At 64.1% G+C, this 15,199-nt stretch carries 11 protein-coding genes; 3 read left to right on the plus strand and 8 right to left on the minus strand.

Annotated features, from left to right (window positions below):
* Nucleotides 1–261 precede the first annotated feature (261 nt).
* Genes cydD through FWD29_05370 form a run of 3 tightly spaced genes read left to right on the plus strand, consistent with a single transcriptional unit; the run spans nucleotide 262 to nucleotide 5,607 of the window.
* The gene (gene cydD / locus FWD29_05360; GenBank protein ID MCL2803364.1) at nucleotides 262–2,067 is read left to right on the plus strand and encodes a thiol reductant ABC exporter subunit CydD; all 1,806 of its coding nucleotides are present in this window, start codon (nucleotides 262–264) and stop codon (nucleotides 2,065–2,067) included.
* Nucleotides 2,064–3,890 (plus strand): thiol reductant ABC exporter subunit CydC, encoded by a 1,827-nt coding sequence (gene cydC / locus FWD29_05365; GenBank protein ID MCL2803365.1) that lies wholly within the window; start codon nucleotides 2,064–2,066, stop codon nucleotides 3,888–3,890. Before cydD ends, cydC begins: the two co-directional genes overlap by 4 nt.
* A 4-nt stretch (nucleotides 3,891–3,894) precedes the next feature.
* Nucleotides 3,895–5,607, plus strand: a complete 1,713-nt coding sequence (locus FWD29_05370) for a histidine kinase (protein MCL2803366.1) — start codon at nucleotides 3,895–3,897, stop codon at nucleotides 5,605–5,607.
* Between the two features lie 272 nt (nucleotides 5,608–5,879).
* On the opposite strand, the gene FWD29_05375 is transcribed toward FWD29_05370, so the two are convergent.
* From FWD29_05375 to FWD29_05410, 8 genes are all read right to left on the minus strand, one after another.
* On the minus strand, nucleotides 5,880–8,495 hold the full coding sequence (locus FWD29_05375) for a hypothetical protein (protein MCL2803367.1): 2,616 nt from the start codon (nucleotides 8,493–8,495) through the stop codon (nucleotides 5,880–5,882).
* 301 nt (nucleotides 8,496–8,796) lie between these two features.
* Nucleotides 8,797–9,411, minus strand: a complete 615-nt coding sequence (locus FWD29_05380) for a response regulator transcription factor (protein MCL2803368.1) — start codon at nucleotides 9,409–9,411, stop codon at nucleotides 8,797–8,799.
* Nucleotides 9,412–9,573: 162 nt separating this feature from the next.
* Nucleotides 9,574–10,287, minus strand: coding sequence for a ribonuclease III (rnc, locus tag FWD29_05385; protein MCL2803369.1), 714 nt, complete (start codon nucleotides 10,285–10,287; stop codon nucleotides 9,574–9,576).
* Between the two features lie 15 nt (nucleotides 10,288–10,302).
* Nucleotides 10,303–10,497: a 50S ribosomal protein L32 gene (gene rpmF / locus FWD29_05390; protein ID MCL2803370.1), complete on the minus strand. Its 195-nt coding sequence runs from the start codon at nucleotides 10,495–10,497 to the stop codon at nucleotides 10,303–10,305.
* A gap of 2 nt (nucleotides 10,498–10,499) precedes the next feature.
* Nucleotides 10,500–11,030, minus strand: a complete 531-nt coding sequence (locus tag FWD29_05395; protein ID MCL2803371.1) for a DUF177 domain-containing protein — start codon at nucleotides 11,028–11,030, stop codon at nucleotides 10,500–10,502.
* A 189-nt stretch (nucleotides 11,031–11,219) separates the two neighbouring features.
* Complete coding sequence (gene coaD / locus FWD29_05400; GenBank protein ID MCL2803372.1) at nucleotides 11,220–11,768, minus strand: pantetheine-phosphate adenylyltransferase; 549 nt, start codon at nucleotides 11,766–11,768, stop codon at nucleotides 11,220–11,222.
* Between the two features lie 40 nt (nucleotides 11,769–11,808).
* On the minus strand, nucleotides 11,809–12,459 hold the full coding sequence (locus tag FWD29_05405) for an RsmD family RNA methyltransferase (GenBank protein ID MCL2803373.1): 651 nt from the start codon (nucleotides 12,457–12,459) through the stop codon (nucleotides 11,809–11,811).
* 11 nt (nucleotides 12,460–12,470) lie between these two features.
* A complete protein-coding gene (locus FWD29_05410; protein MCL2803374.1) occupies nucleotides 12,471–14,735 on the minus strand; it encodes an ATP-dependent DNA helicase RecG in 2,265 nt (754 codons plus the stop codon).
* Between the last annotated feature and the right edge of the window lie 464 nt (nucleotides 14,736–15,199).

Consider the following 15,199-nt stretch of genomic DNA (forward strand, 5'->3'; position numbering starts at 1 on the left):
AACCCGGCATCGGCGTCCGGACGCGCCTTGCCTTCCGCCCGGCCTGGCCACCCCTCAGTACGCGAGTCCGAGGCAATGCAGTAAGCACCAACACGCGAGTTAGAGCTTTGGCATGGGACGGCCGGGCTCCGGCAGCCCGGCCTCATAGCCCGCCAAACCGCGAGTCCGAGGAATCGCGGCAAGCACCAACACGCGAGTCCGAGGTTTGGCAGCGCCCGGCCTGGCGGCGATGACGGCAAACGACAGGTAGGCTCTTGGCCGATGAAACCGCTGGATCCGCGCCTCGTTCGGCACGCCAAGGCGGCCAGGGGCTACATCATCCTGGCTGCCTCGCTTGGCGTCATCCTCTCGGGCCTGGTTGTGGCTCAAGCCATCATTGTGGCCCGGGTCGTTGGCACGCTGGCCAGCGGCGGCCAGGTATCGGCGACCGAGTGGCGCGCCTCGCTGATCGGTATTGGGCTGACCACCGCCGGACGGGCTGTGACGGCCTGGCTGCGGGAGCGCTACGCCCACCGCGCCGCCAGCCACACCATTGCCGAGCTACGGCTAGCGGTGATTCGCCACATCGTCGCTCTGGGACCGCGTTGGGCCCAAGAGGACGGGCGGGCTCGCGCCACCCAGCTGGTAACCCGCGGCCTGGACGCACTCGACGCCTACTTTGCCCGCTACCTGCCCCAGTTGTTGATGGTCGTTACCGTCACGCCGATCCTGCTGATCACGACTGGTTTCTTGGACTGGATCAGCTCCTTGATCCTATTTGTCACCATCCCATTGATCCCATTGTTCATGTGGCTGATTGGCCGTGTCACCGAGGAGTTCTCGGCCCGGAGGCTCAAGGCCATGACCAGGCTTGGCGCCCAGGTGCTTGACCTGATTTCTGGCTTGCCCACGATGAAGGCGTTTGGACGTGAGAAAGGCCCGGCCGGCCGGGTCAGAGAACTATCTAACGCCCACGCCAAAGCCACCTTCGGCACGGTTCGCGTCGCTTTTCTATCCGGCGCCGCCCTGGAGCTAATCGCCACCTTGTCCGTGGCCCTGGTGGCCGTTTCGGTTGGCCTGCGCCTGGACGCGGGCAGGATGTCGCTGGTGCCGGCCCTGGCCGTGATCATGGTGGCGCCCGAAGTCCTTTTGCCCCTACGCAACGTCGGGGCTCACTATCACGCCTCGACCAACGGGGTGGCCGCCTCCAGCCAGGTCTTTGACATTTTGTCGATCCCGTTGCCATCCAGTGGCGACCTGCCGGCGCCGGATCTGGCTAAGTCCACCATCCGCCTGGACGGTCTTAGCGCCAAGGCTCCCGGCCGGGCTTGGACGGCTCCGGCCGATTTGTCCGGCAAAGTGCCGCCGGGCCAAATCACCGCCCTGACCGGGCCCAATGGTGCAGGCAAATCCACCACCGTCAACCTCATTTTGGGTCTGGTTCAACCCAGCGCCGGCCGAGTGGTAATTGAGAGCCCCGACGGCAGCCAGGTCGACTTGGCCCAGGTCGACCTGACTAGCTGGTGGCCGCAAATCGCCTGGGTACCCCAGCGGCCGGTCCTCGAACCTGGCACCGTATTGGAAAACCTGACCCAGGACTTCGGCCAATACGTTGGTGCCAAAGCTCGGACTGGCGAAAAAGTTGGGTTGGGTGAGGGTGGTGCCAAAGCTCGGACTCGCGGAAATCAGGCTAAGGCGGCCGATGACGCGCCAGGGGCTCGGGCGGACGACTTGCCTGAGGCGGTGGTACAGGCGGCCCAGGCCACTGGTCTTGATGAGGTCGTGGCCGGCCTGCCGCAAGGTTGGGACACTTTGATTGGCCAGGGTGGTGTGGGCCTGTCGGTAGGCCAGAGGCAACGTCTGGCTCTGGCCAGGGCCATGCTGGCCCACCGGCCGCTGGTGATCCTGGACGAGCCCACCGCCCATTTGGACGCCGTCAGCGAAAAGCGCATCCTGGAGACCATCGATCGGCTAGCCCGGCAGGGTACAACCGTTCTGGTGGTCGCCCACCGCCCCACGCTGCTGGCCAGTGCTCATCACCGCTTGCCCGTCGCGGCCGAGGCCGCCGGTCAGGAGGTGCCCGCGTGAGCAGCCACCCAGGCGAGATGAATCGATTGCCGGCCGGCGGCATCGGGCCAAGCCAAAAACCAGTCAAATGGGCCCTGCTTAAGGCCACCCGCCTGACCGGTTTGCATCTGGGTCGCCTGCTGGCGGCGGTCTTCTTTGGCGCGCTAACCCAGGCCGCCTCGGTGGCCCTGGCCGGCACCAGCGCCTGGCTCATTATTCGGGCCTCGCAAATGCCACCTGTGCTGTCGCTGCAGGTGGCGGTGGTGTTTGTGCGGACCTTCGGCATCACCAGGGGTGTTTCACGCTACATCGAGCGGCTGACCGCCCACCGGGTGGCCCTATCCGGTATGACCGAGCTGCGAGTCCGGCTGTACCAGCGTATGGCCGCCGGCTCCCCAGCCGCCGCCGCCTCGCTCAGGCGCGGCGACATTCTGGCCCGGATCGGGGCCGATGTCGAGGATGTCGGTGACCTAGTTGTGCGTGGCATCATCCCGGCGCTGGTGGCGGCGGTGCTGATGGTGGGATCCTCGGCGGCAGTGGCCATCTTCCTGCCACCAGCCGGCCTGGCCCTGTTCATCTGCCTGGCGCTGGTGGCCGTTGGCGGGCCGCTGTTGACCTGGCGGGCGGCTCGCCTGAGCGAGCGGTTGGCTTCCCAGGCCCGCGCTGCGGTCGCCACATCCAGTCTTGACATTCTGGAGAACGCCTCTGAACTGCGGGTATCCGGCCATCTGCGGCGGGCCATGGACGGCTTGGCCGGGCACGAGCGGCGGTTGTTCAAGGCCACCGATGCCACCGCTAAGCCGACCGCCACGGCCGCCTTCCTAACCGAGGCCGCGACTGGCCTGGCCCTGCTGGCCTGCCTGGTGCTGGGGGCTTGGGCCTTTGCCCGCGGCCAGATCAATGCTGTCGAACTGGGTGTGATCACATTGATGCCGATGGCCGCCTTTGAGTCGGTGGCGGTGCTGCCCGGGGCGGCGGCGCAGGTTTTTCGCTCGCGTATGGCTGCCAGGCGGATTATCGCCTTGGCCGATGCCGGACAGGTGGCGGCCGGCTCGCCTGGCCCTGGCCGCCCCAGCTCCAAGGCCAACCTCAGCCAAGTTGCGCCTGACGCGGCCCTACACGCCCAGGACTTGGCCTGCGGCTGGCCAGGCGAGGCCCCGGTTCTGCGTGGCGTCGACCTGACTTTGAGCCCAGGCCAGTCGATCGGTCTGGTGGGGCCTTCCGGCGCCGGCAAAACCACTTTGCTGGCCACCTTGGCCGGGCTGTTGGAACCGGCCGGCGGGCGGGCCTGCGTTGGCCAGGCCGATCTGTCCGGCTTGGACCCGGGCGGGCGGGCCTCAACTGTGGCCTACATTGCCGAAGACGCCCATATCTTCGCCACCACCGTGCTGGAGAATCTGCGTGTGGCCCGGGGCGACGTTACGGCAGACGAGGCCGTCGAGGTGCTCGAAACCGCCGGTCTGTCGAATTGGCTGCAGGCGCTACCGGACGGGCTGGCCAGCCTGCTTGGCGGCGGCGGCACGACCGTTTCCGGCGGTGAACGCCGCCGGCTGCTGCTGGCCCGGGCTCTACTCTCACCGGCCCGCTTCATCTTGCTGGACGAGCCGGCCGAACACCTTGATCCGGCCACCGCCAACCGCCTGACCTCTGAGATCATGACTGCCGCGACGCGAGCTGGGCGTGGCGTCCTGATGGTCTCACACCGATTGTCGGCTCTGACCACAGCCGGTTTGATCTTGGTGCTGGGCGACGGCAAAGTGGTCGAAAGCGGCACACATCTTCAGCTGATGGAACGCTCGGCGGCCTATCGACTGGCCATGGCGGGCGAGGAGAAGGACAATTGAGGCCGTGCAGGAAATAGGCCCAAACGCGGACAAGACTCCAGCCCGGGTGGGGCTGCCTGGCGATGAATCGACCCTGCTCAGGGCCGTCATTTCGCTGTCACGTCATTTGGGACTGGGCGAGGTGCTACAGCAACTGGTGACCACGGCGGCAGAACTAACCGGCGCCCCCTGCGCCGCCATCAACGTGCTGGACGGGCGTGGTGTGGCAAACACTTTCCTAACCTATGGTGCCTCCGGCCGGGTGCTGAACCAGTTGCAGAAGCTGGCACAGGCTGATCAGGTCCTGGCCTCGATTCCGGGCCACGAGGTCCTGACCATGGGCCACCCGCCGCCCGGGACGCTGCCCTTGCCGCCAGGCCAACCACTGCTAATTGGCCCTATTCTGGCGGTTTCGGTGCGGGTGCGGCATATGGTTTTTGCCCACTTGTTTTTGGTCAACAAGCCAGGTGGGTTCGTTTCACTCGACACTGAGGTGGCCGCCGCCCTGGCCACTGCCGCTGGTGCGGCCATCGAAAATGCCCAACTATATGAAGCCGCCAAGCGGCGCGAGAATTGGTTGGCAGCGGGCACCGAAATCACCACCATGCTGCTTTCCGGGGCGGACGAAGAACAGGCCCTGTCAACTATCGCCCGCCGGGCCCGTGAAGTGGCGGGAGCCTGCGCCGCGGTTTTGATCCTGCCTTCGGTTGGTGGCCAACTGGTGATGGAGATCGCCGATGGCGATGATGCCGAGGACCTGGTCGGCACCCGGTTGCCACCTAACGGCCGGGCTCAAACCGTGCTAACCGAGGGCATTGGCATGATTGTCGACTCCTTAGCCACGGCCTACACCTTGAGGCTGGCCAAGCTGCGGAGCTACGGGCCAGCCCTATTTGCGCCGATGCGGACCTCTGGCAGGGGCGTGGGCGTGATGCTGCTGCTGCGCCAACCGGGTGACGCTTCGTTCAATCAGGCCGATCTAGCCACGGCCGAATCGTTCGCCTCACAGGCCGCCCTGGCCCTGGTGCTGTCCGAGGCCCGCCATGCCTCGGACTACAACTCCCTGGTCGACGAACGCGAGCGAATCGCCCGCGATCTGCACGATCTGGCCATTCAGCAGTTGTTCGCCACCGGTATGCACATCGAGACTGCCCGCCAACACGCCAGCGTTGGCGATGAACCAGCCGGGCTGGAAAAACTTCTAGCCAACGCGCTTGACTCGATCGACGACACGGTCAAGGAGATTCGTTCGATCGTCTCCCACCTGCGTCACCCCGGTACCGACGAGCCGCTCGACGACCGGCTGCGCCACGAGGCCTCATTGGCCCGGACGCTACTGGGCTTTGCGCCCTCGCTGGTGCTGCTGCTGGACGGCGAGGCGGTGGTGGCTGGCGCCGCCAACGCCACAGCCAGGACCGAGGCGCTGTGCCAGCTGGTTGGCGCCTCCCTGGCCGACGATGTGGTGGCCGTGGCCCGCGAAGGGCTGTCAAATGCCGCCAGGCATGCCAAAGCCTCGTCAGTTTCGGTGACCGTGTCAGTGGTGGAGACAGTCGCGGCAGGTCCCGGCCGGGTGTCAGTGATGGTTGACGATGACGGCCAGGGCATTCCGGCTCAGCGTCAGCGGTCATCGGGTTTGGCCAATTTGGCCCGCCGGGCCGCTATGCGCCAGGGTTTGTTTGAGGCCGCTAGCCGGCCGGAGGGCGGCTCACATATCGAGTGGTCGGCCCCACTAACCTGACCTGACTTCCCCGCCTACGCGAGTCCGAGGTATGGCAGCACGGCTGTGGTTGTAGCTCCCGCGGCCCGGTGCCGGCCCAAGGCAGAGGCCAGCAGCGGGCAAAGGCCATTTCTGGGGAACAGGCCCAAACTTGGGTGCCGCCGGCGCCAGGCCGGCGGAATGACTGGGGGCGGCCTGGCCCTGGGCCTGGCTCGCGGACATCCCGTCACACGCTTGGTTCAACCATGCGACCAGCTCGAATAGTCCAGTTTTGTCTCCGGGCGAACGCCCAACTAGCCGATTGGGCCTCCGCCGGCATGGCAACGCTCCGACTTGCCGGGTGACAGTTCGGCAAAAGAGCAAATCTGCCCTAGGGCCGAGTCAACTACGACAACGTCGGTTAGCGTCGCGTTGCCGGTGTTGGTGACGGTGTAGGTCCACCAGACCGAAGTGCCGGCCCTGACGGTTGAGCCACTTGGCAGCGGTGTGGCATTGGCCAGGAGCGAATCGGCAGAAACTGGCGGGTTGGCGTTGGTCCAGCCTTGTTTGGTCAGGGACAGCGAGGAGACTGTGGAGTCTTTGACCTCCAGCCCTAAAACCAAGCGAAGGCCGTCGAGGTTCGGGTCGGCTGACTGGGCCTTGAACGTGACTGTACCGGTCCGGTCCCCTAGCGGCAGACCGTCATCGGCCACCGCCAGGTTGAAGCCGGTCTGGTCCCAGGCCGTGCGTAACTGAACTGCCCCACCTGCCAGGGACACGTCCGGCGGAGCGGATTCAAGCCTCAGCCCCACGGTGGCCTGGGCGGAAATGTCCCGGAACAGTGACAAAGCGTCTTTGACCGCCTCACCTTCCGTCACGGTTAGCGACGAAGCAGATAACCGCAACGGATTGGTGAAGGTGACAGATTTGGTGGCCGGCACTGCTCGCGGGTTGGCGTTACCGGCCTTGTCTTGCACGGCCCCGGCCAGAAGGGTCAGGTTGACAAGACCAGAGTCATCGACCGCGACCGTGACCAGATAGCGTCTGGCTGACAGGCGCTCGACCTGGCTGACCCGCGGGTTGTAGGCGGTCGAGCCGGTCAGGGAAAAAGCCTCGGCCCCGGGCGTGGTGGCCAGTACTTCGTTGGTTTCGAGGTAGTAGCGGATGAAGCGGCGTGAGGTCTCGAGGTCTTGGGTCACAGCTGGCGCCAGGGTCACCGTTGGCGGCATTGTGTCCGCCATGCCGCTCAAGGCGAAAGTCCGGCTGAACTGGGATGACTGGACCTGTGGTGTGGCCAGGTTGAAGGTCTGGGTGCGCAAATAGCCGGTCGTTGAGGGCAATGGAATGACGCCAGTGCCCTCGGTACCGGAACCAACCCGGATCGAGCCCAAATAGACCTCAGCCGTGCGGCTGGCTGTCCAGTAGATGTCGACCTCCACTGGCGCGCTCACAGCCCGGCCGTAGGTGCCAAGGTTGGTGGTGTTTTGAACGACCTTGACTTGGGCCAGACCGCCTGGCTGATGCGTCACCGAGTCAATGATCCAGGGCACAATCTTGCCGTTGGTGGCTTCAAAGGAGTTAGACACCATCAGGTAGGACTGATGCGATGACTCCTCGAATTTGGTGGTGAGGTCGGTGCGAGTGGCCGTACCAAAGGTGTTTCGTTTGATTGTCGAAGCCCGCGACCTGGCGTACATGTCGACCGAGGCCCACTGGAAGCCGTCGAAATCGTTGTCTTCAACGTAAACGTTGGATGGTTTGGCCCCCTCGGCCGCATCGTGGGTCAGATCCAAGGCGCCGGAAAACAAGAAGGCATCGGCCTGGATCGGTTTGGCGGTGGCGTCAAAGGTGTTGTGGCGCACTTCGATGCGTCCGTTGGCCAACTTGGCTTGGGCCATACGCACCACCGCCTGCCAGAACATCTCAGTGGTGGAGCTGACCGGGTTGTTGTGAAAGCGGTTGCCCACCAGGGAGATGTTTTTCAGGTCGCCAACGTGGTTGAGTGAGATGGCCGCGTGTCCGCCGGCATGACCGGTGAAGTAGCTGTCCCTGATGGTCAAGCCCTCGATGTTGACGCCGTTGTAGGCCACCAGGCCGCTCGAATTACAGGCCGTGCCGGACATGTAACCGCAGGCGCCTCCGGCCGAGGTCTGGTCAAACCGGACCCGCTCAACAGTTAGGCCCACAATCGGCTGGGACAGGCCTTTCGAGTCGAGCACAATTGCGCCATAGCCGGAGGCGGCCGATGTCCCGTCCTCCTCGACCGCTGGGTTGAGCCGCCCAACTGTCAGGTCGCGCACTGTGACGTTATCCGCGCCGGGGTGGATCAGGATGTAGCGCCGGGCGGCGTCAGAATAGCTTTGACGCGCGTCGCCTTTGTCGACCACCAGGCCAGAAGCGCTCGGGCTGGCGTAAATGGTGGCGCCCACGCCAAAGACGCGAGTCAGGTTGCGCAGCGTCACATTGGGGGCGTTAACCGAAAAGGCCACGCCAGCGACCGGGTTGTAGCGGTCTGGCGTCAGCTCGTAACGATTGTCTAGGTCGATAGTTAGACCCGGCGCTGTGATTGTGAAGTAGGCGCCAATGTCCCACAGCGGCCGCCCGGTCACGCTAGTACTCGCCATCCAGCCTGAAGCCGTGGTGGTGGAGGTGACTGAGGCGGTGGTGCCACCTTCCCGGAAGGTCGTAGCCACGGTGATGACCACGTCTCGTGGATCACCATTGGCGGCCAGTGCGTTGGCCTCTTCTATGGCGGCCCGCAAAGTGCACTGCCCGGCGGTCGCAGTTGAACAAATGCCGTTACCCGGCGCGGCGTCTGAACCGAGAAAGGCGGTCGAGTTGACCTCTAGATACAGCTTTTCCTGCGAGGTTGCCTGGGTCGCTGGCGCCGCCTGGGCGGTCGAAGCGGTCTGAACGCCCCAGCCTGGCATCAACGAAATACACAGGGCGCCAACGGTCGCTGCACCTAGCCAAGCGGTCCATCCGCGCCTAGCTCCTATTCTTGGTCCCCTGCGTCCAGTCACAGGGACAAATAACCTTCAGGCTGGCGCTAATCATCCTGTTTTACCTTCGGGCGAAAGGATCCAAGGCGGAACAGGGCGCTCGCGCCTAACAAAGTGTCGATTGGCACTGCCGCCCGTGTCGCACGCGGTCGACGCGAAGCGTCTACCAGCGAAGACGCGGCAAACAAACAGGGCGCTCGCGCCTAACAAAGTGTCGCAAGACACTTTGTTAGGCGCGCCAGGAAGCTGATTCCTTGGCGGCCACCCAGGCGGCCACTTGGGTGCGGCGTTGCAGGCCCATTTTGGCTAGCAGGGAGGTGATGTGGTTCTTGACGGTTTTTTCCGCCACACCTAGACGTTCGGCGATTTCGCGGTTCGAAAGCCCCTCGCCGATTAGCCCCAGCACCCGATGTTCGGATGGGGTCAGGTCAGCGGTGGGGTCCTCGTGGTCGGCCCGGCGGCGAGTCAGCGTGCGCTCATCAAGCAGAGTTCGCCCGGCCGCCACTGCCCTAATCACATCAGCGATCTCGGCGCCTCGAACTGACTTGAGTAGGAAGGCGGCTGCGCCAACTTCGAGGGCCGCGGCCAGAGCATCATCATCATCGAAGCTGGTCAGGACGACGGGACGGACATCAGGTGCAACCCCACGCAATTGCCGCATCAGGTCGATCCCGGTGCCGTCCGGCAGTCGCAGATCAACCAGAATCACCTGTGGGTTGACTAGGACGGCGCGGCGCAGGGCCTCGGCCACCGAACCGGCCTCGGCCGTCACCCGCATGCCGTCAGAACGCTCGACAACTTCTGCGATGCCGCGGCGCACCACTTCATGGTCATCGACAATCATGACGTTGATGACACCGTCAGGCCTTGGTTCATTTTGGTTTCCGGGCACGTCAACACACTACCTGAGCGCAATTGACCGGTCCACGGGCGAGGGCAGTAGCTACGCTTTGGGCGCTAACCGGACACGGTTTGGGCAATGGGCGCTACTCCTCGCCCACCTAGATCAGGCCTCGGCCGCGGTCTGTTCGACCAAACGCTGGTAGGCGTTTTCGGCGGCCTCTTGCTCAGCCACCTTCTTGGCCGTACCCATACCTCGGCCTTCAGTCTCGCCACCAACCACGGCCCGGGCCTCGAAGATGCGGGCGTGGTCGGGGCCGGAGGAATCGGTGTGGTATTCGACCACGCCGCGATCCAGCGATGCCGCCAACTCTTGGAGTGATGTCTTCCAATCCAGGCCGGCCCCCAGTTTGGCCGCCTTTTCCAGCGTCTCACCCATTAGCTTCAGCACCACCGTGCGGGATACCTCTAGGCCGTAGCTCAAGTAGACGGCACCGATTAGGGCTTCGAGCGTGTCAGAGAGGATCGAGTCCTTCCTGGCCCCTCCAGAGGTCGACTCGCCTTTGCCAAGGAGGATATGTTTACCCAAGTCAATCGACCGGGCCAGGCTAGCCAGCGACCGTTGCGAAACCGAGGCCGCCCGCATTTTGGCCAAATCGCCTTCCGGCCGGTCGGGGTGTTGGCGGAAAAGCTGCTCTGTCACGATCACGCCAACCACAGCGTCTCCAAGGAATTCGAGTCGTTCGTTGGTTGGGATGCCGCCAGCCTCATGGGCAAAGGAGCGGTGTGTCAGGGCAAGCACCAGCAGCTCGGGATCAAGGTCAATCCCAAGCGCGTCCAACAACGCGGCGGCTGAACCGCTTCGCGCCGCGGGGCTCATTGGCTGAGCCTGACCCTAGGCCTCGTGTTCGCTGCGCTGAGCTGCGGCGTACAGCTTGCCTTCATAGGTGCCGCAAGCCGGGCAAGCGGTGTGCGGACGGGTCGGTTCTTTGCAGCGCGGGCAAGTCGTCAGCGTCGCTGGACTAGCTTTCCACTGCGACCGGCGGGCATGGGTGTTGGCCCGGCTGGTCCTGCGCTTTGGTACGGCCACGACTAACTCTTCTCTTCTCGCTCTATCGCTAATTGTTCCAGGGGCGACCACCTGGGGTCTACCTTGGCATGGGTGTGATCAACCTGACCGGCCAATTCGACGCCGCATTCGGAGCATAGCCCCGGGCAGCTATCCTGGCACAACGGCCGGAATGGCAAGGCTAGCACCACCGCGTCTCTCACAGGGATGTTCAGGTCAACCAGGTCGTCGATGACTTGAAGGCTGTCATTGTCAAGGTCACCCGCCTCGGTTGCGGCAACCACCCGCTCGGGGTAACTGAAAAGCTCTTGGAACGACACCTCAACCGGCAACAGCAGAGGTGACAGGCAGCGAACGCATTGACCCTGAGCCTCGGTTGTGACGGTGCCGGAGGCCAAAACACCCTCCAAGACCGATTCAAGCAACAGCTCAAGTCCAAGCTCTTGGCCTTCGAGCACCTCGATAACCGGGCTGCCCATTCCCATGGGCGCCTTGACAGCCAAGTCCAGCTGACGCGAAGCCCCCGGCTGGCGGGCCAGTTCGTGAACTGACACGACCAGTTCCTTCACTGGTTGTGCTGGTGGCACGGTTGCGGACATGACTGAACTTGACCTCGAGTTACTGGACTTCTTCTAGGGACCCGATCCAATTGGCACAGTCGCCGGCCGGGACCAGCCGCCCAGTCTATCCGCCCTTGGCACCCTGATTCCAAACCTCCACCCTTCGGCTGGTTCACAGGGCCGCTAGATCGCAACTTTCTTTAGAGCGGCCTCAACCGCCTCGGTGACATAACGGCCAACCTGGCCGCCGTGGCGGGCGACGTCCCGCACAATCGACGAGGAGACGTAACCATAGGCTGGACTGGCCGGTAAGAAAATGGTCTCTAAGGCGGCCTGATCCCGGTTGACTAGGGCCATTGGCTCTTCGTGCTCCAGGTCCGAGCCACCGCGCAAGCCCTTGACAATGGCGTGGGCGCCGCGCTGGCGGCAGAAGTCAGCCAGCAGCCCGGGAACCGCCGCCACTTCAATCCGGGGCTCGAGCGGCAGCGACGCTTTGATCAGTTCAAGCCTGGTGGCTAGATCGAAAAGTGGGGACTTGTCTTGGTTGGCACCAACGGCCACAACGACGCGGTCGAATAGGGTTGCGGCCCGCAAAATGACATCGCGGTGCCCCAGGGTAATCGGGTCATACGAACCGGGCACAACCGCGATCGAGGGTCTTCCCGGGGGTTCGAGGCTCAGTAGCGGCGTGGCTTGGGCAGCCGGGCTGGCCGCATCGAACGGACTGGTCATGTCCCCAGCCTATAGGCCCGTTGCTAAGGGGTTTGGCCCTCTAGCCAGCCGGTTCAGAACTGGCGGCGAAGTGGATGGTGGTCTCGCCGTAGCCGCGCCGGTCCAGTGCCATCCAGCCGCGCGGCCAGGTGGGCGCCGGAGCCTGGGTCGCCCTTTCAACCAGCACCATGGCCCCGGCCGCCAGGTGGCCTACCTGGGCCAGTTGACCCAGCACCCGGTCCAGAGCGGTGGCCGGCAGATCATAGGGCGGGTCGATGAAAACCAGATCGAACGGTTCGCCCGGAAGCGGGCCACGGATGACCCTTTCGACCCGGCCCAGTAGCAAAGAGACCTGCCCGATGTCGCCCGCCTGGCCCTGCCTGTCATCTTGCGACGGGCTCGCGGCCGGTTTGCCTAGAGCTAGGGCCGGCTCGCAGCCGGTCACGGCGGTGGCGTTGGCTCTGGCCACTGCGGCCGCTTGGCGGTCTGATTCGACCAGCAGGCTCCGCCCGGCCCCGCGGGAAATGGCTTCAAGCCCCAACGCACCCGAACCGGCGTACAGGTCAAGCACCGCCAGTCCGGCGAAGCCGTCCAGGTGGGCCTCAAGGTAGCCGAACAGCGATTCACGCACCCGGTCAGAGGTCGGCCTGGTGCCACGTTTGGGTACCTTGAGCACCCGGCCACCGGCCAGACCGGCAATGATCCTGGTCACCTTGCCACCGCCTATCCGCGCTCCAGGAAGTCTTCTCTATCACCGACCAGGTTGCCAACCGCCCAGGCCAAGGCCGGGTGGTTGGCTAAGTCCCGGTCGGCTGCCACCACATTTTGCGCCGCCTGGCGACATTGGCCAATTAGCTCGGCGTCACGAGTGACGTCGATCAGACGCAGGGCGCCGCGGTGGCCGGATTGAGCCGTACCCAAAATGTCGCCTTGATGACGGGTTTGCAGGTCGATTTCCGCCAAGGCGAAACCATCCCGATGCGCCGCCAGGGCGGCTAGCCGCTTGGCCGCTATCGATTCTGGTGCCGCGTTTGACACCAGCAAGCAGACCGATTCGTGGCTGCCCCGACCGATCCGGCCGCGCAGCTGATGCAGCTGAGACAAGCCAAACCGGTCGGCATCTAGGACCACCAGGGTGGTGGCGGCCGGCACGTCAATACCAACCTCAATCACCGTGGTGGTCACCAGCGCGTCTATGTCACCGCGGCCAAAAGCCGCCATCACCTGGTCTTTCTGTTCAGACCGAACGCGCGAGTGCATTGGTGCAAAGCGGACAGCGGCCAGGTCCGGCCGCGCCCGCAGCTCGGTCAAAGTCTGCGCAACAGACGCCATCGGCCGTTTGGACGCGGCCACAGGGCCCGCCGGCGTGCCAAACAGCAGCGGGCTGACCGCCTCTTCGCTAATCAACATGGCACCGGGTTCGACCTCACCCGGTTCAATGGCCGGCACCACTACGAAGGCTCGGTGGCCGGCCCGGACTTCCTCGGCTAGGCGCTGCCAAACCCGGTCGATCCAATGCGGGTGGTTGTCTGGGTTGACCCAAACCGTTTTGACCTCCGGGCGGCCCGGCGGCGAATGGGCCAAGGTCAGCTGCCCCAAGTCGCCAAAGACCGTCATGGCGATGGTGCGCGGGATGGGCGTAGCCGTCATTACCAGTAAGTGCGGCGGTGGGCCATCACCGCGGCGCAGCTGGTCGCGCTGTTCAACTCCAAAGCGGTGCTGCTCGTCCACCACCACCAGACCCAGGTCTTTGAAAGCCACAGAAGTTTGTAGCAGGGCGTGAGTGCCAACCACAATCTGGGCCGTGCCAGCGGCAATATCGCTTCTAATGGTGTCTTTGGTTTTAGCCGGGATCGAGCCGATCAGCAGGCGAACGCCCACACCGCCACCACCCTGGTCACACAGGTCAGCCAGCAACGCCTGGATGGTCTTGTGGTGCTGACCGGCCAGGACCTCGGTTGGTGCCAGCAAGGCAGCCTGGCCTCCGGACTCTACGACTTGAAGCATGGCTCTAAGCGCCACGACCGTTTTGCCGGAGCCAACGTCGCCTTGCAGCAACTGGTTCATCGGCTGGCGTTGAGCCAGCATTTGGCTAATTAGTTGGCCAACTTCCTGCTGATCATCAGTTAGCTGGAAGGGCAGGCGGGCATCAAGCTGGTCCACCAGGCCTTTCGCCGTGGCCGGGCGGGCGGTGGTCTGGATGGCGGCCAGCTCTTGGCGACGCCTGGCCAATGCGGTTTGCACAACGAAGGCTTCTTCGAAGCGGAACCGAGCCCGGCCGGTCCGCCAGTCAGAATCGACTCTGGGCTGGTGGATCAGGCGTAGGCCCTTGTCTAGGGGCGCCAAACCGTGTTCCTCGACCAGCGCCGCCGGCAGCGGATCGGGCAGCTCCAGCCCGCCCATCTGGTCAATCAAGGTGCGCACCGCCAACTGGATCTGGGCTGATTCGACCTGGGCGTTGGCGGCGTAGATCGGCGTGGGCCGGCCAGCCTCAATCCAAGCCTCGTCGCCTTGTTGCTCGCTGGCAACCCAAATGACCTTGGGATGTACCAGTTGCGGCTGGTTGTTGTACAAGTTGACTTGGCCGCTGAATAACCCCATCCGGCCGGGCCGGTACTGCTCCAGAAACCAGTCAACTTGCCAGGTCCTAGACAAGAAATGGGTCAGAGACAGAGCCCGTTCACCGTCGCTAACCACCACCGACAAAATGGTCTTCTTGCCGGAGCGGGCCCGGCGAGCAGAGGCCCTGAGGACCTGGGCCATAACCGAGACAAACTCACCCACCCTGAGGCTAGACAGATTGGTGGCTTTGGCCGGATCCTCATAACGGCGGGGGAAGTTGTAGAGCAGGTCCGCCACGGTGGACAACCCCAATGACCCCAGTTTGCTGGCCTTGGCTCCAAGCAAGCGAGTCAGCGGCCGCGCCATGAAGGCGCGCCCGGCCTCAACCGCCCCACCGGCCTGGCCAAATGACCCGGGCTCAACCATGCCGCCCAGGCTACAACCTGCCACCGACACGACCAATCACAGCCAACGGCGGACTTCCAGGCCTCCACCTATCTTCCCTATGCTGCCGCAGGCCAAGTCACGAACAGCCGCCTAGTTCATGAAATTTTGTCCGGGTAGTTGGGTCCAGAAGCTGGCCCAAGTCACGGGGCCCTGTCGCCGCAGCGGGGTCCAAGTTTGGTTCCTGGTTCACCCGGTCAACTCGTCCCAGTTCATCAAACGGGCCTGGCCGTCGCGGACCGCAAGCGGTAACCACCCACCGTAGACAAACGGTTGGCTAATCACGACTACGGTTTCGTCGCCCCACTGGCACCCCTGTACCTCCCGACTCGTGCCACTTTTTTGGGTTTCTGTTGAGGTATGGGCTGTGACCTGCTTGTTTGCCCTGGATTTGGGTGTGGGGCCAGCACTAATCTGGGGTGATGGCGCCATATGTTAGGACAACC

It is taken from the genome of Micrococcales bacterium, assembly GCA_009784895.1.
Taxonomy (GTDB): Bacteria; Actinomycetota; Actinomycetes; order Actinomycetales; family WQXJ01; genus WQXJ01.

Coding starts and splice junctions, on each gene's coding strand:
- coaD (MCL2803372.1), bottom strand. CDS start 11,768: ATGACCAGTCCGTTCGATGCGGCCAGCCCGGCTGCCCAAGCCACGCCG.
- rnc (MCL2803369.1), bottom strand. CDS start 10,287: ATGAGCCCCGCGGCGCGAAGCGGTTCAGCCGCCGCGTTGTTGGACGCG.
- FWD29_05375 (MCL2803367.1), bottom strand. CDS start 8,495: ATGCCAGGCTGGGGCGTTCAGACCGCTTCGACCGCCCAGGCGGCGCCA.
- FWD29_05380 (MCL2803368.1), bottom strand. CDS start 9,411: ATGATTGTCGATGACCATGAAGTGGTGCGCCGCGGCATCGCAGAAGTT.
- FWD29_05410 (MCL2803374.1), bottom strand. CDS start 14,735: ATGGTTGAGCCCGGGTCATTTGGCCAGGCCGGTGGGGCGGTTGAGGCC.
- cydD (MCL2803364.1), top strand. CDS start 262: ATGAAACCGCTGGATCCGCGCCTCGTTCGGCACGCCAAGGCGGCCAGG.